This is a genomic window from Stenotrophomonas sp. 85239_Sma (genome assembly GCF_056481725.1).
Map to the genome: position 1 here is coordinate 1,130,397 of NZ_CM151163.1, position 21,480 is coordinate 1,151,876.

Here is a 21,480-nt window from a genome sequence, read left to right on the forward strand (position 1 = left end):
GGCGTGTGCGTGGGCGTTACCGGTTCAGGTTCCCGGCGGAATCTAGGACCAGTGGGCTAAACAGGGGGTGACCATCCAGTTGCGGCTGGCCCTCCCGTTCAGCCAAGCGGCCGGCGCACAGCAGCTGCAGGGTGGCGATCAGCAGGGGGTGCTCCACCGCCAGCACGCGTGCAGCCAGGCTGTTCGCGTCATCGCCGGGCAGTACCGGCACCCGCGCCTGGGCCAGCACGGCGCCGGCATCCAGCTCGGGCACCACCAGGTGCACGCTGGCCCCATGCTCCGCATCGCCGGCGTGCAGCGCCCGCGCATGCGTGTCCAGCCCCTTGTGCAGCGGTAGCAGGGAGGGGTGGATGTTGACCAGCCGGCCATTGAAGCGCTGCACGAAGGCGGCGCCGAGAATGCGCATGTAGCCGGCGCAGACGATCAAATCCGGCGCGACCGCGGCCAGCGCATCGCCCAAGGCCTGCTCGTAGGCGGCGCGGTCATCGAATTCTTTCGGTGCATGCGCCCAGCGCAGGCTGGCGCCGACCCGCTGCAGCGCGGCGGCGGACGGGCGGTCGGAGAACACGCCGACCACCTCGGCGGGCAGGCGGCCGTCGGCGATGGCATCGAGGATGGCCTGCAGGTTGCTGCCGCGGCCGGAGGCAAGCACGGCAATGCGGGTGGGCGCGGTCATTGCTGGGTACTCCGGCGGACCAGCGGCCAGGTCAGCAGGCTGCCCACGGTGGCCATCAGCATGTCGGCGTGTGCATCCCACATGTCGCCCTGCTGCCCGTTGTAGGCCTCGGCGGCATCCGGCGACAGGGCAAGCGCGATGGCCCACTCGAACCACTCGTAGACCAGGCTGGCGCACATCACCGTCATCACCGCCAGGCTGAAGGCCTGGCCGCGGCGCAGCGCCGGCCACGCATGGCGTGCCAGCTGCAGCAGTGCCGGCGTGAAACAGACGCCGAACAGGAAGTGGATGAGGCGGTCGAAATGATTGCGCTGCCAGCCGAACGCCGCATTGGGCGACCAGCCGGTCAGCGCCTGCGCCCACGCGTCGTAAGGCACGTTCGAGTACAGCCAGCGCGCCGCCACGCAATGCAGCGCGATGAAGCCGCAGATCGCGATGAAGGCGCCGTTGCCCATCCAGCCGCGGCGGTCGATCCACAGCAATGCGGCCAGGCCGATCACGGTCAGGGTGCTGTGCAGGGCCTGTTCGGTGGGCCACAGCGGGTGGATCCAGCTGATCGCGAACACCGCCAGCACGGCGGCGAAGGCCAGCTTCTTCGGTAGTGAAAAGCGATGAGTGCTGGCAGCAACGGGGGCGGCGATGGCAGGCGAGGACATGTCGGGTCGATCAGAAGGGGGCGGTCGTCTGCCTGCAGGCTCAGACACTGAGGTGGTCGCCGCGGTCAAACAGCACGGCCATGTCGGGCTTGGACAGGAACACCCAGGCATAGGCGGTCAGGGCCATGCCCAACGGGCCGGCCAGCACCGCCAGCCAGGCCGCGCGCTGGCACCAGGCCAGCCCGGTGCGACGCGACAGCAGGCGCGCGGTGTGTAGCTGCACGAAGCCCAGCACGGCAGCCAGCACTGAAACGGCGCCGTACACCGTGGCCAGCACTGCGCCATCGTCCAGCCCGCGCGAGCTGGCGACCAGGCCGATGAAACCGAGGAAGGCCAGCGCAGCTACCCAGTGGAAAACCGCCAGCGCGTAGAACAGCACCTTCAGCGTCTGCAGGTGGCTGGCCAGCTGCAGCTGCGCCAGCGACTGCTGCGGCAGCGGCGGAGGCGTGCCCGGGCTCGTCATGCCGCGGTACCGGCGGTGTCGAACGCGGCCTTGACCTGCGGGCGCAGCAGCGTGATCAGGCTGAACACCCCCAGCACGGTACCGATCGGCGTGAACAGGCAGGCCAGGCCAGCCATGATCAGGCACAGCAGGTAGCGGCGGCGGCGCGCCAGGCAGCGGCCGGCATAGGCGACGAACGCGCCCAGGGTCACGCCAGCGAACACGATGACGCAGCCGATGACGGTGAACATCCAGCCGAACAGGCGCTGTTCGGCCGGCGACGAGGGCTGGCCGCCGGAATTCATCGGCAGATTGCCGTTGAGGGCGGTGATGCCCAGCACGATGTGGACGATGAAGATCATCGAGAACAGCGCGATCAGGCCACCGACCACGTAGTGCGCAATCGACAGCATGCGCAGATGGTCAGCATCCTGGCTGCTGAACGCCGGTGCCACCGTCGTTGGCGGCGGCACGGGGGCGGGCGTCAGGGGGGGCATTGCGTCCATGCGGGCTCCTCGGGGCCGGGTTCAGCCGATGTGGACGCGCTCGGCGCCTTCAGCGGTGACCACCTGGCCGATGGTCCAGTGTTCCAGGCCCTGTGCCTTGACCGCCTCGCTCACCGCGGCGACCTGGTCCGCTGCCACGATCAGCACGAAGCCGATGCCGCAGTTGAAGGTACGCCACATCTCGCTGTCGGCCACGGCGCCTTCCTTCTGCAGCCACTGGAACACCGGCGGCAGGGTCCAGGACGAGGCCTGGATGTCCAGGCCGAGGCCGTCTGGCACTACGCGGATGATGTTCTCGGTCAGGCCGCCACCGGTGATGTGGGCCATGCCGTGGATGGCTTCGCCGTGCGACTTCAGCAGCGACAGGATCGGCTTCACGTACAGGCGGGTCGGTGCCATCAGCGCATCGACCAGCTTCACGCCGCCTTTCAGTTCCAGCTCGGCCGGGCGGCCGGCACGGTCGTAGATGCGGCGCACCAGCGAGTAGCCATTGGAATGCGGGCCGGACGAGGCAATGCCGATCAGCACGTCGCCGGCGGCCACGCTGGCGCCGTCCTTCAGCTCGCTCTTCTCGACCGCAGCGACCGTGAAGCCGGCCAGGTCGTACTCGCCCGGGGCGTACATGTCGGGCATTTCAGCGGTTTCGCCGCCGATCAGCGCGCAGCCGGCCTCGGTGCAGCCGTTGGCGATGCCGCCCACGACCGCCGCGGCGGTGTCGATGTCCAGTTTGCCGGTGGCGAAGTAATCCAGGAAGAACAGCGGCTCGGCGCCCTGCACCAGCACGTCGTTCACGCACATGGCGACCAGGTCGATGCCGATCGTATCGTGACGGTTCAGCTGATGGGCCAGCTTCAGCTTGGTGCCCACGCCATCGGTACCCGACACCAGCACCGGCTCGCGGTACTTGTTGGACAGGTCGAACAGGGCGCCGAAACCGCCCAGGCCGCCCATCACTTCCGGGCGGAAGCTGCGCTTGACCAGGGGCTTGATCCGCTCGACCAGCTCATTGCCGGCGTCGATGTCGACACCCGCGTCACGGTAGGTGAGGGGGGAGGGGGCGGAAGACGGGGTGTTGGTCACGGGCGTCGGCGCTGGCAGGGGTTGAACGAGCGATTTTAACAGGCCGCATTGGCGCAAAGGCCGTATTCGGGCAACAATTCCCCCGGATTCGTCGAGCCAATGGATGTCCTGATGCGCCGCAGCCTGATTCTGACCCTGCTCCTTGCACTGAGCCTGCCGATGGCCACGATGGCCCAGAGCGGCCTGCGCACCGAGGGAGATGTTGCCACCGCCTCGGGTGCCTACGAGGCCGAAGTGCCCGTCAACAGCCAGGCCGAAGCCGATCGCAACGGTGCCCTGGCCCGTGCCCTGAGCGTGGTGCTGGGCAAGCTGTCCGGCGACCGCAACGTGATGTCACGCCCCGGCGTGGTGCAGGCGCTACGCAATGCCAAGGACTACGTGGCCAGCTACGACTACAAGCAGGACCAGAGCGTGGGCGCCAGCGGCGCACCGAGCTTCCGCACCCTGCTGGTGGCCCGTTTCCGCGAGGACGACGTCGATTCGCTGGTATCGGCGCTGGGCCTGCCGCTGTGGCCGCAGCCGCGACCGAAGCCGGTGCTGTGGCTGGCCGTCGACGACGGCAGTGGCCCGCGCCTGGTCAGCGTGCAGCAGGCCAATGCCGCCCGTCCGTTGCTGAACCGCGCCATCGAGCGCGGCTACAAGCTGGGCCTGCCCAGCGGTGGCGCCGCCGAACAGGCACTGGCCGGTGCCATCTGGCGCCAGGACAGCGCCGCCGTGGCCCGCGCCTCCTCCCGCTACTCGCCGCCGATGCAGCTGATCGGCAAGCTGTACCGCGCCAATGGCGGCTGGCAGGCGGACTGGGTGTTCGTCGACAACGGTCGTGAGCTGAACAAGTGGACCAGCAAGGACGCCAACGCCATGCGCGCGATGGCGGCCGGTGCCGATGGTGCCGCCGATGCGCTGGTCAAGCGCTATGCCAAGGCCGGCGCCGCCGTCGGCCAGGCCGGGACCTACCGGGTGGTGGTCACCGGCATCAACAGTGCCGACGACTACCTGCGCCTGGCCGCCGGCCTGCGTGAGGTGCCGGTGGTGCGCAACGTCACCCCGCTGCACGCTTCGGCCGGCCAGCTTGAACTGAGCCTGGAGATGACCACCGGCCTGGCCGGCTTCAACCGCATGCTGGGCGACAACGGCGTGCTGGTGCCGAGCGCACCGCTGCCGGCTCTGCCGACGCCGATCGACGACACCACCGGGGCCCCGGTCGCTGCGCCGGTCAGCAACGAGTACCGCCTGCGATGAACCTGACCCCGGAAGCGGAAATCGCGCAGTTCCTGCGCCGCCTGAAGTACATCCTGTTCGCCGGCCTGATCGGCTGGGTGGTGTGGCTGCTGGCGCCGATCCTGACCCCGTTCGTGCTGGCGCTGGCGCTGGCCTGGCTGGGCGATCCGCTGGTGGACCGCATCGAGGCCACCGGCCGCTCGCGCATGACCGGCGTGGTGCTGGTGTTCGCGGCGATGGTGCTGGTGATCGTGGCGCTGCTGCTGGTGCTGGTGCCGATGATCGAGCGCCAGATCACCACCCTGATTGCGGTCGCGCCGCAGGCACAGGCGTGGCTGATGGAAAAGGGCATTCCCTGGTTCGAGCAGAAGACCGGCCTGGAAGTGATGCAGTGGCTGGATCCGGACCGCCTGATCGAATGGGTGCGCAGCCACTGGCAGCAGGCCGGCGGCTTCGCCACCACGTTCATGGGCTACGTCTCGCGCTCGGGCTTTGCGATGGTGACCTGGGTGGTCAACATCCTGCTGCTGCCGATCCTGGCGTTCTACTTCCTGCGCGACTGGGACAAGCTGGTCGAGCGGGTCGCGTCGGTAATCCCGCGCAACCAGATCGGCACCATCAGCGCGCTGGCACGCGAGTCCAACGAGGTGCTGGGGGCGTTCATCCGCGGCCAGTTCCTGGTGATGCTGGCGCTGGGCGTGATCTACGCCGGCGGCCTGTCGCTGGTCGGCCTCAAGCTGGGCCTGCTGATCGGCCTGATTGCCGGCTTGATCAGCTTCATCCCGTACCTGGGCGCGACCACCGGCATCCTGATGGCCATCGTGGCCGCGCTGGTGCAGGCGCAGGGCTTCGACCTGAAGTTGCTGCTGCTGGTCGGCGTGGTGTTCACCGTGGGCCAGCTGCTGGAAAGCTACGTGCTGACCCCGCGCATCGTTGGCGACAAGATCGGCCTGCACCCGGTAGCGGTGATCTTTGCGGTGATGGCCGGCGGCCAGCTGTTCGGCTTCCTCGGCATGCTGCTGGCGCTGCCGGTGGCGGCGGTGACCAACGTGCTGCTGCGCTATGCCCACCAGCGTTACCGCCAGAGCGAGCTGTACGTGGGCGAAAAGCCGGCGATCGTGCTTGATGGCGTGGTCGACGCTCCCCATATCATCGTTCCGGACGACAAGGGCCCCGACCTGAAGTGATGGGTGTGCCGCAACTGCCGCTGGCCCTGCATTATCCGCGGGACCAGCGCCTGGAAACCTTCATCGGCGCGCCGGACGGCGCGCTGGCGCAGTTGCGCGCGATCGCGGTCGGCGCCAGCCACGATTGGGTCTACCTGGAAGGTGCGGCGGGCACGGGCAAGACCCACCAGGCGCTGGCGATGTGCTCCAGCGCCGAGCAGGCCGGGCGACTGCCAACCTACGTGCCGCTGGCCAGTGCCGCCGGCCGGGTGCGCGCGGCGCTGGACGGGCTGGAAGCGCGCGAACTGGTGGCGCTGGACGGCCTGGACGAGGTCGCCGGCAACCGCGAGGACGAAATCGCGCTGTTCGATTTCCACAACCGGGCGCGCGCTGCTGGCGTGACCGTGCTCTACACGGCACAGAAGGCGCCGGGCGAACTGGGCCTGGTGCTGCCGGACCTGCGCTCGCGGCTGGGCCAGTGCGTGCGCGTGCAGCTGCAGCCACTGGATGAGGAAGGGCGAGCAGCAGTGCTGCGCGAGCGCGCGCTGCGCCGCGGCCTGGCGATCGACGAGGCGGCCATCGAGTGGCTGCTGTCGCACACCGGTCGTGAACTGGGTGGGTTGATCACCCTGCTGGACTGGCTGGATCGTGAGTCGCTGGCGGCGAAGCGGCGGATCACCGTGCCGTTCCTGCGCCAGGTGCTGGAAGAAGGCCGGCCTCGTTACTGAGGATGGGTTTCTTTGCAGGCTGCGCCCTGCACCCGCCGAAGCCAGGGCAACGTCAACGTCAACGTCAAAAGCGGGCTATCCGTGGGATGGCGGGGTGGGTCCGGTTGCGGGGGACGCTGCAAGTACGTCCATGTAAGCTCGGTCGCCGCATCCATGCGGCTCACGCCCCCGCAACCGGACCCACCCCGCCTTCGACAGGTTCCCGCGGCTGTTGGTGGGTGTCGACCCTGGCCGACACGTGTCTTGCTTGTGGTAGGTGACGACCGTTGGTCGACACTAGAGCAAGCGAAGCGAAGCGACCCGCTTTTGCTTTTCTTTTTTTTCTTTTCCGTGGCTGGACGCACACGGAAACTGTCAGAGGCCGGGCGGGGTGGGTTCGCGGGGGTGTCCGCGGCATGGTTGCCGCGGCCAAGCCCCCATGGATGGGTTCACGGCGTCCCCCGCGAACCCACCTCGCCCGGCCAAGCACGGCTTTTGATTTGAGCGACCCGCCACGAGGGGCTCAGCCGTTCGCCGCCAACTCCGCATCCAGCGCGCGCAGGCGATCCACCGTCCCGACGTCGGTCCAGCGCCCACGGTGATGCTGCCCGGTCATCAATCCCTGCACCATGAAATGCTTCTGCAACGGCACCACCGAGAACTTCGGTGGCAACCGCTCGCTGCCCGGCGCATCGCCGATCACCGTGCGCCAGTCGGCCACGATCGAAGGACGGTACACGCCGATGCCGGCATAGGTCAGGCACGGACCCGTGCGGTCGTGATGCAGCAGGCCCTGTGCGTCCAGCCGGTAGTCACCGTCCGGGTGTTGCGCCGGATTGTCGACCAGCACCAGATGCGCCTGGCCCTGCGGCTCGCGTGGCAGCGTGGTGAAATCGAAATCGGTCCAGATGTCGCCGTTCACCACCAGGAACGGGGCGTCGCCCAGCACCGGCAGTGCGTTGAGGATGCCACCGCCGGTTTCCAGCGGGGTCTGTCCTTCGTACAGGAAATGCAGACGCAGGCCCCACTGGCTGCCATCCCCCAACGTTGCCGGGAACTGTTCGGCCAGCCACGCGGTGTTGACCACCACCTCGCGCACGCCCAGCGCCGCGAGGCGTTCCAGGTGCCAGACGATCAGCGGCTTGCCGGCCACTTCCAGCAGTGGCTTGGGGGTGTGCAGGGTCAGCGGGCGCATGCGCTCGCCGAGGCCTGCGGCAAAGACCAGTGCTTTCATCGGGCCACGCGCATCGGTGCGGCCAGCTCGGCCAGCGCCGGCTTGATGCGCTCTTCCAGCAGCCGCTGCAGCGGCGCCAGTTCGCGGTAGCGCGGCAGCACTTCATCCAGGTAGGTGATGAAGCGCGGTGCGTCGTCCAGGTAGTGGCCCTTGTTGTCGCGGTAACGCAGGCGGCAGAACAGGCCGAGGATCTTCACGTGGCGCTGGATGCCCATCCAGTCGGCATCACGCAGGAAGGTGGCGCGGTCGGGCACCGGCAGGCCGGTGCTGCGTGCGCGCTCGTGGTACTGCGCCAGCCACTCGTCCACGCGCTGCAGCGGCCAGCTCAGGAACGCATCCTTGAACAGGCTCACTGCGTCGTAGGCGATCGGGCCGCGCACCAGGTCCTGGAAATCCAGCACGGCAGGGCCATCGTCGACCGGCATCAAGTTGCGCGGCATGTAGTCGCGGTGGGTCATCAGCTGGGCCTGGCCGAGCGCGTTGTCCATCAAGCGGCGGTGCACCAGCTGCAGGCCTTCAAGCTCGCCACAGTCCAGCTCCAGCTTCAGATGGCGCTGCAGGAACCATTCGTCGAACAGGCCGGCATCACGCTGCAGCAGCGCTTCGCCGAACTGGCCGAAGTCGGCCGGTACCGGGATCGCCTGCAGGCGCAGCAGCTGTTCGATCGAGCGACCGAACCATTCATCGGCGTTGCGCTCGTCGAGGATCTTCGCCAGGGTCGGGCCGCCGAGATCTTCCAGCAGCAGGAAGCCGGCTTCCAGGTCCTGGGCGAACAGCGCAGGCACGCGCAGGCCGTGGTCGTGCAGCAGGCCGCGCATGCGCAGCCACGGCCGCGGATCTTCCAGCCCCGGCGGAGCGTCCATCACGATGTGGTTGCCGCGCGTGCCGGTGGTGCGCCAATAGCTGCGCATGCCGGCATCGACCGAGGCGCGTTCGACCACCGCGTCGGCATCATCAAGCTGGGTACGGGCCCACTGCAGGCGCTGCGCGCTGCGCTGGGGATCGGAAGCGGGTTCGGTCATGCAGGCATATCCGGGCGCGCTGGGCGCACCAACGTCGGCAACAGGAAGGAAGGGGGAGCGGCGTCAGCGGCGACCGCTGAACAGGCGCAGGACGGCAAGAACGGCCACCGCGCCCACCACCGCACCGAGGAAACCGGCCGGTTCGCCGGGGGCGTACCAGCCCATGTACTGGCCGAACCAGCCGGCCAGCAGGGCACCAAGAATGCCCAGCACGATGGTCAGCAGGCAGCCCATGCGGTTGTTGCCGGGCATGAAGAAACGCCCGAGCAGGCCGACAAAGAAGCCAACCAGCAGGATGTACAGCCAGCTGCTGCTGCCGAACAGACCATTCATGCGCGCGGATTCCGCTTGAGTGTGGACGCAGCCTAGCAAGGCCAGGCTGCGTCCGTCACGGGTGCCGGATCAGCAGCAGCCGTGGTCGCCGTGGCGGGTGCCGCTGTCGGCAGCCACCGGCGAACCGCTGGTCTCGCCGCGCAGGCTGGCGGCGTAGTGCTCGCTGATCACCTTGGACACACAGGCGGTGACCTTCTTGCCCATCGGGATGTGCAGGAACTCGTTCGGGCCATGCGCATTGGAATGCGGGCCGAGCACGCCGGTGATCATGAACTGCGCACCCGGGAACTTCTCACCCAGCATGCCCATGAACGGGATCGAGCCGCCTTCACCCATGTACATGGCCGGCTTGCCGAAGAAGGCCTGGCTGGCGTCGTCGATGGCCTGGGTCAGCCACGGCGCCATGGCCGGGGCGTTCCAGCCAGTGGAGGCCTTTTCCAGGTCCAGGGTGACGTGGGCGCCGTTCGGCGGATCGCGCAGCAGCGCTTCCTTCAGCAGTTCGCCGCAGGTCTTGCCGTCGGCGGTCGGCGGCAGGCGCAGCGACAGCTTCACCGAGGTCTGCGGGCGCAGCACGTTGCCCGCCGATTCCAGCGCCGGCATGCCACCCACGCCGGTGACCGACAGCGCCGGGCGCCAGGTGCGGTTGAGCACCAGTTCGGTCAGGTCCTCGTTCATCGGGCGCAGGCCGTCGACCATCGGGAACTTCTCGAAGATCTCGGTATCGACCACTTCGGCGGCACGCTTGGCCTGTTCCTGGCGCTCGGCCGGGATCTCAACGTTCATGCCGTCGATCAGGATGCGGCCGGTGTCCTGGTCCTCGATGCGCGACAGCAGCTGGCGCAGCAGGCGGAAGCTGGACGGCACCACGCCGGACGCATCACCGGAGTGCACGCCTTCGTTGAGCACCTTCACGGTGAAGTTGCCGCCGGTCAGGCCGCGCAGCGAGGTGGTGCACCACAGCTGGTCGTAGTTGGCGCAGCCCGAATCCAGGCAGACCACCAGCGACGGCTTGCCGATGCGGTCGGCCAGGTGATCGACGTAGGCCGGCAGGTCATAGCTGCCCGACTCTTCACAGGCTTCGATCAGCACCACGCAGCGGGCGTGCGGCAGGCCCTGGGCCTGCAGCGCCAGTACTGCGGCCAGCGAGCCGAAGATGGCGTAGCCGTCGTCCGCACCGCCGCGGCCGTACAGCTTGTCGCCGCGCAGGACCGGGGTCCACGGGCCGAGGTCGTCATCCCAGCCGGTCATTTCCGGCTGCTTGTCGAGGTGGCCGTAGAGCAGGATGGTGTCGTCGCCGGTCTCGGCGCCGGTGGCGGGAATTTCCAGGAAGATCAGCGGGGTACGGCCTTCCAGGCGCACCACTTCAACCTTCAGGCCGGGCAGTTCCTGGGCCTTGGCCCAGTTCTCCATCAGGGTGACCGCCTGTTCCATGTAGCCGTTCTGCACCCAATTGGCGTCGAACATCGGCGACTTGTTGGGAATGCGGATGTAGTCGACCAACTGCGGGACGATTTCGCTGTCCCACTTGTCATTGACGAATTGGCCGAGCTTGGCGCTGTCCATCTGAAACTCCGGTTGCATGGGCTGATCCGCGCATTCTACGCCTGTGCCGAGGGTAGGGTTTTTCCTACATCACGTCGGGTATTTGGCTGGCTTACGGAAATCCGGGAAACCGATAGGCTGTGCACATGTGGTGACGGACACTGTTCCTACCGACGGGATCGCCGGTCGGGGCGGCCAGAATCACAGGGAGATACACGTCGTGCCTTGGTTTGTCGTGTTGAGGGCACTGGTGCTGGTAGTGGGGATCGCTGGGGCGCATGCCGCCGAACCGATCGACATCAACCGCGCCGATGCCCAGGCGCTGCAGCAGGGATTGACGATGGTCGGAGCCACCAAGGCCGAGGCGATCGTCGAGCACCGGCGCAGACACGGCCCGTTTCATCGCGTCGAGGACCTGACGCAGGTGAAGGGGATAGGGAAAGCGATCGTCGAACGGAATCGACAGCGGATCACCGTAGGCAACAGGTTGTTGCCGGCGGATCCGGTACCCGGATCGGTACCGGTGCGGACCGTACCCAGGCGCTGACAGCAGGAATCGTCGGAACCGGCAGGAGGCTGGTTCACCGGTTACGGACAGGAAGGCCGTGACCACCGACCGCCGCAGGACGCGGCACCAATCACCAGGATGGTGGCATCACAGACCTGTGGAAGGGGCTGAGATACAAACAGGACAGACGCGGCCGCGTGCAGGATGCAACGCTACCCCCACAGCGCAGGATGCGAGGGGGCGGCAGCAGGCCGACAAGGACGTAACGATTGCCCGGTACGACACATGGCTGTGTCGCCGGGCAGTTTCATTTCCGCCACCCGGTTTTGCCGCGGCCACCACGGGCCGATGGTGTACGGTGGCCGCTCCGCATGGAAAGGACGCCGCTGGATGCTTCCGCACCGCACTACCACCCTGATGCTCGCCCTTGCACTGGCGCTGCCGCTGCCGGCCCATGCCGCTGCGCCTGCGTCGGCTGCCAAGCCCGCTGCCGCCAGCACCGCCGAGGTACGCGGGCCGACCGACCTGAAGCCGGGCGAGTACCTGTGGCATCCGGAAATCTCACCGACCGGGCCGATCGTGCTGGTGGTCAGCCTCGATGAGCAGCGCGCCTACGTGTATCGCAACGGCATTGCCATCGGCCTGACTACGATCAGTTCGGGCAAGGCCGGGCACGAGACGCCGACCGGGGTGTTCACCATCCTGCAGAAAGACAAGGACCACAAGTCCAACCTCTACAACAGCGCGCCGATGCCCTACATGCAGCGGTTGACCTGGGACGGTATCGCCCTGCATGGCGGCAGCCTGCCCGGCCACCCCGCCTCGCATGGCTGCGTGCGCCTGCCGCAGGCCTTCGCGCAGAAGCTGTTCAGCGAAACCCAGCGCGGCGATACCGTGGTCGTCGCCGATGCCAAGAGTTCGCCGATGACCCTGGCCTATCCGTCGGTGCTGGCACCGGTCAATGCACGCGGCCAGGCCCTGCCGGAGGCCGAGGGCGGGGCGCCGGCGCAGGCCTGGTGGGACGGCAGTGCGGCGCCGGCCGGGCAGGTCGGCATCCTGGTCAGCCTGCACGACCAGCGCCTGTATGTGCTGCGCGATGGCGTGATGATCGGCGAGTCGCCGCTGAAGGCCGACGCCCTGCCGGCGTTCCAGGGCACCACCCTGTTCGTGATGGGGCAGGGCTACAGCGATACGCCCAGCCCGCTGGACGTGAGCCAGCGCCTGCACCAGTGGACGGCCTATCCGCTGCTGGGCCAGGACCGTGCCCAGGCCACCCCGGATCTGCTGGCCACGCCCTCGCTGCCGATGGCGCTGCCGGCCGATTTCGCCCGCCAGCTGTACCAGGTGCTGGTGCCGGGCACGACCCTGCTGGTCACCTCGCTGCCGGCGGTCCGCCCAAGCCCGGCTGAATCCGGGATGCAGCCGGTCTTGGAATCCGAGCCGCCAGGGTCCACCCTCAAGGGCAACTGACGCCCTCGTTGTGCCCATGACTGCATCCCGCCTGTGCCGGCTGGCCGCGTTCGGCCTGCTGGCGAGCTCTGCCAGCGCCCCGGCGCTGGCACGGACGCCCGCCCTCGCTGCCTCTGCCGATGATCTGGCGGCCCTGCTGTCGCGCAGCGCGCCCAAGGCCGACCGCCACGTACTGCAGCTGGCGGCGCACGCCATGCGCTGCGCGCTGCAACGGCCGGAGTTGGGCATCAACGGCGACCGCCTCAGTGTGATCGACTATTCGCGGCCGTCCACCGAGCCACGCCTGTGGGTGTTCGACCTGGCCCACCAGCGGCTGCTGTTCGAGGAGTGGGTGGCGCATGGCCGCAACAGCGGCGGGAACCACACCGAGCACTTCTCCAACCGCGATGGCAGTTTCATGTCCAGCCTCGGCGCGTTCACCGCGCAGGAAACCTACATGGGCGGCAACGGCTATTCGCTGCGCCTGGCCGGCCTTGAGCCGGGCTTCAACGACCGCGCACGCGACCGTGCGATCGTCATCCACGGCGCGCCGTACGTGAATCCGGCCACCGCGCAGCTGCAGGGACGGCTCGGCCGCAGCCTGGGCTGCCCGGCGGTGCGGCTGTCGGTGGCCAAACCACTCATCGATGCGTTGCGGGGCGGCACGATGGTGTTTGCCTACTACCCCGACCAGGATTGGCTGAAGCACTCGCAGCTGCTGGCCGGCGGGTGCGGTGGCCAGGGTACGCTCGCTACGCGGTGATGCACGACGGCGCGCAGCATGATGCAATGCGCCGATGAACATCGACTCCCTGCTGCACACTCCGAGCCAGGTGATCTCCAGCCTGGACTATCGCCGCGAGCGCTGGCGCAACGGCCTGGGCTGGACCCGCGAGATCCTGCGCCTGCCTGCGCAGGGGGATGACTGGGCGCTGCGCCTGTCGGTGGCCGAGATCGAGCAGGACGCCGCTTTCTCCGCGTTTCCCGGCGTTGAGCGCGAACTGGTGCTGCTGCAGGGCAATGGCGTGCGCCTGCGCTTCGACGATGACCATGTGGCTGAAGTGTTGCCTCCGCACGGACGGGTGCGCTTTGCCGGTGAGGAAGCGCTGTACGGCGAACTGGTCGATGGCACCACCCACGACTTCAACCTGATGTGGAAGCGTGACCTGCTGCAGGCCGAACTGCTGCACCGGCCACTGGTGGGGTCGATGTTCTTCTTCTGCGAACCGGGCGTGGCCTGGGCGCTGCACCTGCTGGCCGGCCAGGCGGCGTTTGCTGCCGACAGCGGTTTGCCGGCGCTGCAGGCGGGAGACACCGCGTGGTTGGCGGCGGGGGAACGGCAGCGGCATGCACTCACCGGTGGCGGAGAGGTGCTGGCAATACGGGTCCGTGCGGCGGGGGGATGATTTGCTGGCGCCGGTAGGCAACATCCACGCCATGCGTGGATGCGGCCGCCGACACGGCGTCATGGTGCGAACCAAGGTTCGCACCCACCAGGATGCGGTTCGCGCCCACCAGGATGCGGTTCGCACCCGCCAGGATGCGGTTCGCACCCGCCAGGATGCGGTGGCCTCAATACACATCGCGCCGGTAGCGACCGGCCAGCAGCAGTGCTTCCTTGCCTGTGGCACCCAGTGCCTGCTCGATCACTGCATCCACGGCCGGGGCCATGCCCTGCAGGCTGCCGCAGACCAGGATCGTCGCGCCTTCATCCACCCATTGCCGCAGCGTGGCTGCTTCGGCCAGAAGCCGGTCCTGCACGTAGCGGTGCGTGCCCCCGTCGCGGCTGAACACTGCATCCAGCCGCGCCAACGTGCCGTCGGCCAGCATCGCCTGCAGCTCTTCGCCGAAGTGGAAGTCGTGCGCGGCGGTGCGCTCGCCGAACAGCAGCCAGGTACAGCGCGCGCCACGCTGGGCACGTTCGTGCAGGTGCGCGCGCAGGCCGGCGATGCCGGTGCCGTTGCCGATCAGAAGCAGCGGCACATCGGCGGGCACGCCATGGAAATTGTCGTTGCGACGCAGGCGCAGTTGTACCGGTTCACCGAGTGCGGCGTGGTCGCACAGCCAGCCGCTGCCGATGCCGGGTGTGCCATCGATGCGCAGCTGGCGGCGCAGCAGCAACTCCACCGCGCCGTCGGCCATCACAGAGGCGATGGAGTACTCGCGGTGGGGCAGCGGTTGCAGGGTCGCCAGCAACGCAGGCAGATCACCCGGGGGAACCAGCGAGGGCAGATGCGAGCGCTCGATGCGGGCCAGCAACGTCTGCCCGTCATCCAGCACGGTGTCTGCATCGAAGCTCTGAGCATCGAGCCAGGCCCGCGCGCTGTGGCGTGCGTGCTGTGGGCCGATCTCGGCGATGTCTCCGGCCTGCCACTGCACGTCGACGCCAGCCGGTGGCTGCAGGCGTAGCCAGTACACCGGGCCGCCGGGGCTGCCCGGGTTCAGATGCTCGCGTTGCAGCAGCATCCACGGCTGGTACTCGGCCGGGCTCCAGTCGGGCAGTTCACTGGCGCCCCCGCCAAGTTGTCCGAGCAACTGCTGCCAATGTCGCAGCGCGGCCGGATCGGCATTGTCGACTTCGATCGCATCGAACAGCGGATGCGCACCATGCTGGCGCAGCCACTGGTCCAGCTGATGGCCGAATCCGCAGAAGTGGCCATAGCTGCGGTCGCCCAGCGCGAGCACGCCGTACTGCAGATGCTGCAGCGAGGGCGGTGTGGCCATCACCCCGCGCAGGAACGGCAGGGCATGGTCGGGTGGATCGCCTTCACCGGTAGTGCTGGCGATGAACAACGCACGCTGGCTGGCAGCCAGCAGCGCGGCATCCACCTCATGCAATCCGCGCACGCGCACCGGCACGCCGGCGCCACGCAGGGCCTCGGCACTGCGTTCGGCCAGTGCGCGGGCAAAGCCGGTCTGGCTGGACCAGACCAGCAGGATCGGTGCGGTACCGCCGGGCGCCGCATCATCGCGCGGACGACTGCGCCACCACAGTGCTGCGCAGGCCAGCGCGTACAGCGCGGTGGCGATGATGGCGATCTGCGATTGCCGTGCCGGCGGTGCGCCCTGCCACCAGGCTTCGCCGAGGTGCAGGCGAAGCAGCGCCCAGGCGATCAGCGCCAGTACGATCAGTACAAGTGCGTTGCCGAGCCACGCGCGCGATGGCCGAGTGCTCATGCGTCCTGCCCGTCGAGCAGGCGCTGAAAGGCGCTGCTGAGGAATTCGCGGGGACCATCCGCTGCGCGTTGCAGGTAGCGCGCGGCCAGTCCTTCGCGCTCGGCCAGCGCCATGCCCGGTTCGCGACCGAGGACGGTCAGTGCGGTGGCCCAGGCATCGGCGTGCATGGCGTCGTCGGCCACCACGGTTACTGCTGCTGCAACCTGGCGCACTGGCCTGCCGGTACGCGGGTCCAGGCTGTGGCTGTAGGCCTCGCCATCGGCCTGGTACTGGTGCCAGCGATCGCCGGAGGTGGCCACTGCCTTGCCGTCCAGCGCCAGCACCCGTGGCGGGGTATCGGTGTGCGCATCCTCTTCCGGTGCGGATTCCACCAGCACGCGCCACGGTTGGCCGTCCGGTTTGCGGCCGTAGCCGGCCAGTTCACCGCCGACTTCGATCAGCGCCGCAGTGATGCCCTGAGCACGCAGCCATGCAGCGACATGGTCGACGCCGAAGCCCTTGGCGATCGCGGAGAGATCCAGTTCCAGCCCGCCCGGCTGCAACAGCCCATCGTCCTGCCACTGCAGGCGCTGCCAACCGCATCGATTGCGCGTGGCCTGCAGGAGGGCGGCATCGGGCTGGCGGCGTTCACCGGCATGCGCGCCGAAGCCCCACAGTGCAACCAGCGGGCCGATGGTGGGATCGAAGGCGCCGCCACTGCTGGATGCGATGGCCTGTGCGCAGGCCAGAACGTGGCGGGTCTCGGCCGGCAGCACGCACCATTGGCCGGCGTCGGCGCGGTTGTAACGGCTGAGGGCCGAGCCGGGTTCCCAGGTACTCATCTGCGCGACCACCTCATCCAGCCGCGCCTGGATGCCCGCATGCAGCGGGTGCAGGTCGCGCTGGCGCGACGCGACCAGCGACACGCTCCAGGTGGTGCCCATGGTGGTGCCACCGAGGCGGGCGATGTCGAGCAGGGGATCCGTCATGGTGGTGCGCTGCGGCTGCGATGCCGGGAGAGCCCGGCATCGCGGTCCACGCTACTGCGGCAGCACTTCCAGCGTGGCGACGTAGCTCAGGCGGCGCTTGGCGGCCTGCTTCACCGACGTTTTGTTGTCCTCGGTGCCGGTTTCCAGCCAGTACATGCCGGCCTCCGGCCAGGTCACCTTGATCTCGCCCTTGGCGTCGCTGGTCAGCTTCAGTTCGTCCTGCGCGTTGCGGTAGCGGGTGGCGCCACGCACGATCTCGAACTCCAGGCCTGCGGTCGGCTTGCCATCGACCAGTACGCGGAAGGTGGATTCCTCGCCGGCGAACAGATCATTCGGATGGCCGACGGCGACCAGTTCGATGCCACGGTTGGTCGGCTTCAGTGCGGTGTCGTTCGGTGCACCGTTGGTGACGAAGGTCTCCACGCGGCCGATCGACTGGCTCACGTCCAGCTTCTTCGCATCCTTGGGCAGTTCGCCGAGGGTCGCCACGCTGCCGCGCCAGCGCTTGCGCTCGCCGTTCTGCTCGTAGGTGGCGAACAGGCCGTCATTGACCGACGCAATGCGGTAGGTGCCGGGCTGCTTCAGCTCGACATCGAACACGCTGCGGTACTTGCCGGTGGACGCGTTCTGCGGCTGCACGGTGCTGCCATCCGGGGCGGTGATCACCAGCGACTCCAGGCGCAGCGGCACGTGGTTGAAGTAGAACAGGTCGTTGGAGACCGCACCGTCGACGGTGATCCACGGCGCATTGCCGGCGATCACGGTCTGCGAGGGCAGCAGCCAGGCCTTGTGGGCCAGGGCGGAGAAGGGAAGGGCAGCGGCCAGGGCGGCGGCGAGGACGAGCGTGCGCTTCATGCGGAAGACTCCAGTGGATACGGGGTGATGCGACAAGGGGAAGGGGATTACGACTTAATCCCCTCCGTCCCCTTTTCAGGGTTTGACGGCAAGGGTGACCTGGCCCAGTTCGGTGGCGCCCTGCGCCTTGCCGTTCTGCGCGGCGGTGGCCGGCCAGGTGAAGGGGATCTTCAGCAGTTCACGGCCGCCCACTTCGCGCACTGCTTCCACCACCAGGGTGTAGTTGCCCGGGGCCAGCTGCTTCAGGGCCGGCTGCTTGTCGCTGAACGACAGTGCGTGCTTGCCGGCCGGGCGGGTCGGGCCGGTCACGCCGTCCACCGGCACCTGCAGGGTACGGCCGCTCTTGCGCCACCACTGGCGCAGGTCGGGCAGCCACTTGGTGCCGTGGCCTTCGCTGTTGCTGGTCTGCTGGTACCAGACCGACAGGTTGGCCGCGACCTTCTGGTCGGCGCCTTCCAGCCACACCGCCACGTACGGGCGGTGGTACTCGGCCACGTTGAGCTTGGGCACTTCGACGTTGATGTCGAGGGTGGTGGCATAGGCCGGCGAGGTGGCCAGCAGGCCGCTGAGGGCGATGGTCAGGGTGACGCGCATGGGGCGGCTCCGGAAACGAAGGAAAGTCAGTGGATCAGCAGCAGGGCGATCAGCAGCGGGATCATCAGGCCGAGCCCGACCAGCGGCCAGGTCATGCGCCGCTGCCGCGCATGCAGGTGCAGCAGGAACAGGCCGGTGACGCAGAACACCAGGCAGGCCACGGCGAACAGGTCCAGGAACCAGCCCCACGCCGGGCCGGCGTTGCGGCCCTTGTGCAGGTCGTTGAGGTAGGACACCACGCCGCGCGAGGTCGATTCGTACTCCACCGCGCCGGTCTGGCGGTCGATGCTCAGCCAGGCGTCGCCACCGGGGCGCGGCAGCGACAGGTAGATCTCTTCGGCCGACCACTCGGCTGGGCGTCCACCGATGGCGATGCCCAGCTGCGTGTCCAGCCATTGCCGGGCCGGGCCCGGAATCGGCGCGTTGCCGTCTTCGCGCGTGCCCAGCTGGCCCAGCAACGTGGCCGGCAGTTCCAGGTGCTGGTTCTGCACCTGGGGCTTGGCTTCGATCTTTGCGGCATGGTTGAGGGTCAGGCCGGTCACCGCGAACAGCAGCATGCCGACCAGGCACACCGCCGAGCTGATCCAGTGCCACTGGTGCAGCGTCCGCAGCCAGAAGCCACGGTTCTGTTGCTGCTGCACGGTGGAAGAAGCAGGACGGCTCACGGCGTGGTTCGGGCTGACGGCGGACTGCCCATTACATCATTGGTGAGAATAGCTCGCAATTGCGTATCGTTCTGTATCCCAGAGGCGTTGTCGGCTGCCGGCCAGCGGCCGGCCTGCCGCAGGTCGGCAGATCCACGCCATGCGTGGATGAAGCGGTGCCAACCAAGGTTGGCACCCACCAGAGCAGGGCGGTGCGCGGCGATCAGAACTTCGCGTTGAGCGAGATCCAGTAGCTGCGGCGCTGGTCCTTGGTTGCGTAGTCGTCCACGCAGCTGAACTCGCTGGGATTGAGCAGCAGGCACGACTGCGAGACGAAGTCCTTGTCGAACAGGTTGTTGACCCGCGCGTTCACCGTCAGCCACGGCGTGGCCTTCCAGCTGCCACCAAGGTGGAAGATCGTGTAGTTCTCGTAATAGCGGACGTGGCCGGCGCCGGTACTGTCGATCAGCGTGTCGCGATAGCGGTCGTAACGGCCCTCGCCGATCAGCGACAGGCTGGCCGCTTCGTTGATCTGCCAGTTGAGGCTGGCGTTGGCCATGTGCTTCGCCGGCGTGGTGCCTGAGATCGGGCGTCCCTTGTCGGGGCCGCTGGTCTGCTCGCTCTTGGTCCAGGTGTAGTTGCCACGCAGCTGCAGGCTGTCGAGCAGGTCGACGTGGGCGGCCAGTTCGGCGCCACGGGTCTCGGCCTTGTCGATGTTCACGCTCTGGGTGAAGGTGCTGTAGCCCAGCGATGCCCAGCCCGGCCCGATGTCCACGCAGTAGCCACTGCCGGCGCGGGCCACTTCGCAGTTCGGGAAGGTGCCGCCGCTGGCGATCTTGTCCTCGAATTTGTTGAAGAAGCCGGTGACATTGAAGCCCCAGCGCTGGCCTTCGTAGTACGCGGCCAGCTCGTAGTTGGTGCTGGTTTCCGGCTTCAGATTGGGCGAGCCCACCAGCGGCAGCACGCCCTGTCCACCGAAGCCGGTGATGCCCGGGAACAACTGGTCCGGACGCGGGGTCTTGTAGCCGGTGCTGACGCCACCCTTGAAGGTCCATGCGTCGCTGGCGTTCCACACCAGGTAGCCGCGCGGGCTGACATGGCTGCCGAACACGTTGTGGTCGTCGTAGCGCAGGCCGAAGGTGGCGGTGAGGGTATCGGTCAGCGCCCAGTTGTCCTCGGCGAACAGCGCCCACATGCGGTGCTTCTGCCTGGTGTTGCTGCGGTAGCCGGCGCCATCCATGCCGAACACGCCGTCGACCATGTCGGTGTCGTTGTATTGGCCGCCAACGGTCAGCTTGTGCGCGCCGAAGTCGAGGTCGAGCATCGTGTCCAGCACGTAGCCGTCCAGCTCCATGGTGCGCAGCGGGCGCGGGAGGAACGCCTGCAGGCGTGCCATCTCGGCCGGGTTGAGAGCGGCCAGTGCATTGCCACGGCCGGCCGCGCAGTTGTTGGCGGCACCGGTGCGGCGGCAGACGTCGTTCCACAGGGTCTGCAGGTTGGCGCGTTCGTCCAGGGTCAGCGGCAGCGAGCGGCCGAGGTTGCTGCTCTTGCTGTGGGTCAGCGAGGTCTGCCAGGTGCCGAAGCTGTAGCGGCCCTGGTGGGTCAGCGACAGTTGGTCGCGCTCGTAGCGCTGGTAGGCGGTGTAGCCCACGCGCGGCTGCACCACGCGGCGGGTGACCGTGCCGCTGCCGTTCGGGTTGGGAATCACTGCGTTGCCGACGCGCCACAGGCTGGCCAGGCTGTCGAGGGTGCCGGTCTGGCCTTCGCTGTTGTCATACTTCTGCCGCGACACGTCGTAGTCCAGCCACAGCTCGTGGTCGTCGTTTATATGGAAGTTCAGCCGCACGCCGGTGTTCCAGTTGGTATTGGCCACCGACTTGCCGCCACCACCGAAGCCGATGCTGCGTTCCCACAGGCTGCCATCGGGCAGGGTCAGCGCCTCCCATTCCGGATTGGAGGCCTTGGCGTCGTAGTAGCTGCCGCGTACCGCCACGCCGATACGGTCCTTGACCAGCGGGCCGCTGAGGTACACGTCGGTGGTACGTGCATCACCGAACTGGTCGTCCTGCTGCACGGTGAAGCCCTGGGTCAGCGCGCCGTGCCAGCTGTCCTGGTTGCGGCGCGTGATGATGTTGATGACGCCGCCCATCGCATCCGAGCCGTACAGGGTGGACATCGGACCGCGCACCACCTCGATGCGCTCGATGGCATCCAGTGGCGGCAGGTAGGCGAACTGCCCACCACCGAAGTTGTTCGGATACAACTGGCCGACATTGCTCTGGCGGCGGCCGTCGATCAGCACCAGGGTGTACTCGGAAGGCAGGCCGCGCATGGAAATGGTCGCGCGGCCGTTCTTGTCGCTGGCTTCCAGGCCGACATCGATGCCTTCGACGTCGCGCAGCGCGTCGACCAGGTTGGTGTAGGGGCGCTTGCTGAGCTCTTCGCGGCTGACCACGCTGATGCTGGCCGGGGCATCGATCACCTTCTGTTCGAAGCCGGAAGCGGTGACCACCACCTTGTCCAGCGTCTGTGGCGCGCCGGCGGCGTCACCGTGGGCGAAGGCGGGGCTGGCGAAGGCCGCCAGCACGGCGCTGGTCAGCAGGGTACGGGACAGGGACGAACGGACACGATGGCGCTGGGCCATGGCAGTTACCTCGAAGGATGCAGGGTGGTGCGACGCCGTGCGCGAAGGGCGCGGCAGGC

General features: G+C 68.0%; 22 protein-coding genes. 7 read left to right on the forward strand and 15 right to left on the reverse strand.

Annotated elements, in window-relative coordinates:
• Window positions 1-16 precede the first annotated feature (16 nt).
• From purN to purM, 5 genes are read right to left on the reverse strand one after another with little or no spacing between them, the layout of a single operon-like run.
• Window positions 17-676, reverse strand: coding sequence for a phosphoribosylglycinamide formyltransferase (gene purN, locus ACYKG1_RS05360; RefSeq protein WP_262083247.1), 660 nt, complete (start codon window positions 674-676; stop codon window positions 17-19).
• The gene (locus ACYKG1_RS05365) at window positions 673-1,332 is read right to left on the reverse strand and encodes a DUF2238 domain-containing protein (RefSeq protein ID WP_100471519.1); all 660 of its coding nucleotides are present in this window, start codon (window positions 1,330-1,332) and stop codon (window positions 673-675) included. The genes purN and ACYKG1_RS05365 overlap by 4 nt, the downstream gene beginning before the upstream one ends.
• A 40-nt stretch (window positions 1,333-1,372) precedes the next feature.
• Window positions 1,373-1,795, reverse strand: a complete 423-nt coding sequence (locus tag ACYKG1_RS05370) for a hypothetical protein (RefSeq protein ID WP_478472030.1) — start codon at window positions 1,793-1,795, stop codon at window positions 1,373-1,375.
• Window positions 1,792-2,280 carry a hypothetical protein gene (locus tag ACYKG1_RS05375; RefSeq protein WP_478472031.1) on the reverse strand — a complete coding sequence of 163 codons (489 nt, stop codon included), beginning with the start codon at window positions 2,278-2,280 and terminating at the stop codon, window positions 1,792-1,794. The genes ACYKG1_RS05370 and ACYKG1_RS05375 overlap by 4 nt, the downstream gene beginning before the upstream one ends.
• Before the next feature lie 21 nt (window positions 2,281-2,301).
• Complete coding sequence (gene purM, locus ACYKG1_RS05380; protein ID WP_478472033.1) at window positions 2,302-3,360, reverse strand: phosphoribosylformylglycinamidine cyclo-ligase; 1,059 nt, start codon at window positions 3,358-3,360, stop codon at window positions 2,302-2,304.
• Between the two features lie 99 nt (window positions 3,361-3,459).
• Here purM and ACYKG1_RS05385 point away from each other — a divergent pair, with 99 nt between their 5' ends.
• From ACYKG1_RS05385 to hda, 3 genes are read left to right on the forward strand one after another with little or no spacing between them, the layout of a single operon-like run.
• The gene (locus ACYKG1_RS05385) at window positions 3,460-4,599 is read left to right on the forward strand and encodes a DUF2066 domain-containing protein (protein ID WP_100471523.1); all 1,140 of its coding nucleotides are present in this window, start codon (window positions 3,460-3,462) and stop codon (window positions 4,597-4,599) included.
• Entirely contained in the window at window positions 4,596-5,765 is a 1,170-nt protein-coding gene (locus ACYKG1_RS05390; RefSeq protein ID WP_100471524.1) for an AI-2E family transporter, read from the forward strand. Before ACYKG1_RS05385 ends, ACYKG1_RS05390 begins: the two co-directional genes overlap by 4 nt.
• The gene (gene hda, locus ACYKG1_RS05395) at window positions 5,765-6,472 is read left to right on the forward strand and encodes a DnaA regulatory inactivator Hda (RefSeq protein WP_100471525.1); all 708 of its coding nucleotides are present in this window, start codon (window positions 5,765-5,767) and stop codon (window positions 6,470-6,472) included. The genes ACYKG1_RS05390 and hda overlap by 1 nt, the downstream gene beginning before the upstream one ends.
• A 502-nt stretch (window positions 6,473-6,974) precedes the next feature.
• Here hda and murU read toward each other — a convergent pair.
• From murU to ACYKG1_RS05415, 4 genes are all read right to left on the reverse strand, one after another.
• Window positions 6,975-7,685 carry an N-acetylmuramate alpha-1-phosphate uridylyltransferase MurU gene (murU, locus tag ACYKG1_RS05400; RefSeq protein WP_478472034.1) on the reverse strand — a complete coding sequence of 237 codons (711 nt, stop codon included), beginning with the start codon at window positions 7,683-7,685 and terminating at the stop codon, window positions 6,975-6,977.
• Entirely contained in the window at window positions 7,682-8,707 is a 1,026-nt protein-coding gene (locus tag ACYKG1_RS05405) for an aminoglycoside phosphotransferase family protein (protein ID WP_478472036.1), read from the reverse strand. Before ACYKG1_RS05405 ends, murU begins: the two co-directional genes overlap by 4 nt.
• A gap of 63 nt (window positions 8,708-8,770) precedes the next feature.
• A complete protein-coding gene (locus ACYKG1_RS05410) occupies window positions 8,771-9,040 on the reverse strand; it encodes a GlsB/YeaQ/YmgE family stress response membrane protein (RefSeq protein ID WP_005415577.1) in 270 nt (89 codons plus the stop codon).
• 69 nt (window positions 9,041-9,109) lie between these two features.
• On the reverse strand, window positions 9,110-10,603 hold the full coding sequence (locus tag ACYKG1_RS05415) for a M20 family metallopeptidase (protein WP_049422700.1): 1,494 nt from the start codon (window positions 10,601-10,603) through the stop codon (window positions 9,110-9,112).
• A gap of 199 nt (window positions 10,604-10,802) precedes the next feature.
• Here ACYKG1_RS05415 and ACYKG1_RS05420 point away from each other — a divergent pair, with 199 nt between their 5' ends.
• From ACYKG1_RS05420 to ACYKG1_RS05435, 4 genes are all read left to right on the forward strand, one after another.
• Window positions 10,803-11,129, forward strand: coding sequence for a ComEA family DNA-binding protein (locus tag ACYKG1_RS05420; protein ID WP_049422785.1), 327 nt, complete (start codon window positions 10,803-10,805; stop codon window positions 11,127-11,129).
• A gap of 351 nt (window positions 11,130-11,480) precedes the next feature.
• Window positions 11,481-12,560, forward strand: a complete 1,080-nt coding sequence (locus tag ACYKG1_RS05425; protein WP_262084669.1) for a L,D-transpeptidase — start codon at window positions 11,481-11,483, stop codon at window positions 12,558-12,560.
• A gap of 16 nt (window positions 12,561-12,576) precedes the next feature.
• The gene (locus ACYKG1_RS05430) at window positions 12,577-13,302 is read left to right on the forward strand and encodes a murein L,D-transpeptidase catalytic domain family protein (protein WP_100471530.1); all 726 of its coding nucleotides are present in this window, start codon (window positions 12,577-12,579) and stop codon (window positions 13,300-13,302) included.
• Window positions 13,303-13,336: 34 nt separating this feature from the next.
• Window positions 13,337-13,945, forward strand: a complete 609-nt coding sequence (locus ACYKG1_RS05435; RefSeq protein WP_262226330.1) for a HutD/Ves family protein — start codon at window positions 13,337-13,339, stop codon at window positions 13,943-13,945.
• 166 nt (window positions 13,946-14,111) lie between these two features.
• Here ACYKG1_RS05435 and ACYKG1_RS05440 read toward each other — a convergent pair whose 3' ends face one another.
• The 6 genes from ACYKG1_RS05440 to ACYKG1_RS05465 all read right to left on the reverse strand — a co-directional run bounded on the left by ACYKG1_RS05440 (window position 14,112) and on the right by ACYKG1_RS05465 (window position 21,421).
• Window positions 14,112-15,716 carry a sulfite reductase subunit alpha gene (locus ACYKG1_RS05440; protein ID WP_478472038.1) on the reverse strand — a complete coding sequence of 535 codons (1,605 nt, stop codon included), beginning with the start codon at window positions 15,714-15,716 and terminating at the stop codon, window positions 14,112-14,114.
• Complete coding sequence (locus ACYKG1_RS05445; RefSeq protein ID WP_478472039.1) at window positions 15,713-16,684, reverse strand: FAD:protein FMN transferase; 972 nt, start codon at window positions 16,682-16,684, stop codon at window positions 15,713-15,715. Before ACYKG1_RS05445 ends, ACYKG1_RS05440 begins: the two co-directional genes overlap by 4 nt.
• A 51-nt stretch (window positions 16,685-16,735) precedes the next feature.
• Window positions 16,736-17,539: a DUF4198 domain-containing protein gene (locus ACYKG1_RS05450; RefSeq protein ID WP_262226332.1), complete on the reverse strand. Its 804-nt coding sequence runs from the start codon at window positions 17,537-17,539 to the stop codon at window positions 16,736-16,738.
• A gap of 75 nt (window positions 17,540-17,614) precedes the next feature.
• Window positions 17,615-18,133, reverse strand: coding sequence for a DUF2271 domain-containing protein (locus ACYKG1_RS05455; protein ID WP_100471535.1), 519 nt, complete (start codon window positions 18,131-18,133; stop codon window positions 17,615-17,617).
• A gap of 26 nt (window positions 18,134-18,159) precedes the next feature.
• Window positions 18,160-18,798 carry a PepSY-associated TM helix domain-containing protein gene (locus ACYKG1_RS05460; protein ID WP_100471536.1) on the reverse strand — a complete coding sequence of 213 codons (639 nt, stop codon included), beginning with the start codon at window positions 18,796-18,798 and terminating at the stop codon, window positions 18,160-18,162.
• A 202-nt stretch (window positions 18,799-19,000) separates the two neighbouring features.
• Window positions 19,001-21,421: a TonB-dependent receptor domain-containing protein gene (locus ACYKG1_RS05465; protein ID WP_262084665.1), complete on the reverse strand. Its 2,421-nt coding sequence runs from the start codon at window positions 21,419-21,421 to the stop codon at window positions 19,001-19,003.
• Window positions 21,422-21,480: the final 59 nt, after the last annotated feature.

Coding starts and splice junctions, on each gene's coding strand:
- purN (WP_262083247.1), bottom strand. CDS start 676: ATGACCGCGCCCACCCGCATTGCCGTGCTTGCCTCCGGCCGCGGCAGC.
- ACYKG1_RS05365 (WP_100471519.1), bottom strand. CDS start 1,332: ATGTCCTCGCCTGCCATCGCCGCCCCCGTTGCTGCCAGCACTCATCGC.
- ACYKG1_RS05370 (WP_478472030.1), bottom strand. CDS start 1,795: ATGACGAGCCCGGGCACGCCTCCGCCGCTGCCGCAGCAGTCGCTGGCG.
- ACYKG1_RS05375 (WP_478472031.1), bottom strand. CDS start 2,280: ATGGACGCAATGCCCCCCCTGACGCCCGCCCCCGTGCCGCCGCCAACG.
- ACYKG1_RS05385 (WP_100471523.1), top strand. CDS start 3,460: ATGGATGTCCTGATGCGCCGCAGCCTGATTCTGACCCTGCTCCTTGCA.
- ACYKG1_RS05390 (WP_100471524.1), top strand. CDS start 4,596: ATGAACCTGACCCCGGAAGCGGAAATCGCGCAGTTCCTGCGCCGCCTG.
- hda (WP_100471525.1), top strand. CDS start 5,765: ATGGGTGTGCCGCAACTGCCGCTGGCCCTGCATTATCCGCGGGACCAG.
- murU (WP_478472034.1), bottom strand. CDS start 7,685: ATGAAAGCACTGGTCTTTGCCGCAGGCCTCGGCGAGCGCATGCGCCCG.
- ACYKG1_RS05405 (WP_478472036.1), bottom strand. CDS start 8,707: ATGACCGAACCCGCTTCCGATCCCCAGCGCAGCGCGCAGCGCCTGCAG.
- ACYKG1_RS05410 (WP_005415577.1), bottom strand. CDS start 9,040: ATGAATGGTCTGTTCGGCAGCAGCAGCTGGCTGTACATCCTGCTGGTT.
- ACYKG1_RS05415 (WP_049422700.1), bottom strand. CDS start 10,603: ATGGACAGCGCCAAGCTCGGCCAATTCGTCAATGACAAGTGGGACAGC.
- ACYKG1_RS05425 (WP_262084669.1), top strand. CDS start 11,481: ATGCTTCCGCACCGCACTACCACCCTGATGCTCGCCCTTGCACTGGCG.
- ACYKG1_RS05430 (WP_100471530.1), top strand. CDS start 12,577: ATGACTGCATCCCGCCTGTGCCGGCTGGCCGCGTTCGGCCTGCTGGCG.
- ACYKG1_RS05435 (WP_262226330.1), top strand. CDS start 13,337: ATGAACATCGACTCCCTGCTGCACACTCCGAGCCAGGTGATCTCCAGC.
- ACYKG1_RS05440 (WP_478472038.1), bottom strand. CDS start 15,716: ATGAGCACTCGGCCATCGCGCGCGTGGCTCGGCAACGCACTTGTACTG.
- ACYKG1_RS05445 (WP_478472039.1), bottom strand. CDS start 16,684: ATGACGGATCCCCTGCTCGACATCGCCCGCCTCGGTGGCACCACCATG.
- ACYKG1_RS05450 (WP_262226332.1), bottom strand. CDS start 17,539: ATGAAGCGCACGCTCGTCCTCGCCGCCGCCCTGGCCGCTGCCCTTCCC.
- ACYKG1_RS05455 (WP_100471535.1), bottom strand. CDS start 18,133: ATGCGCGTCACCCTGACCATCGCCCTCAGCGGCCTGCTGGCCACCTCG.
- ACYKG1_RS05465 (WP_262084665.1), bottom strand. CDS start 21,421: ATGGCCCAGCGCCATCGTGTCCGTTCGTCCCTGTCCCGTACCCTGCTG.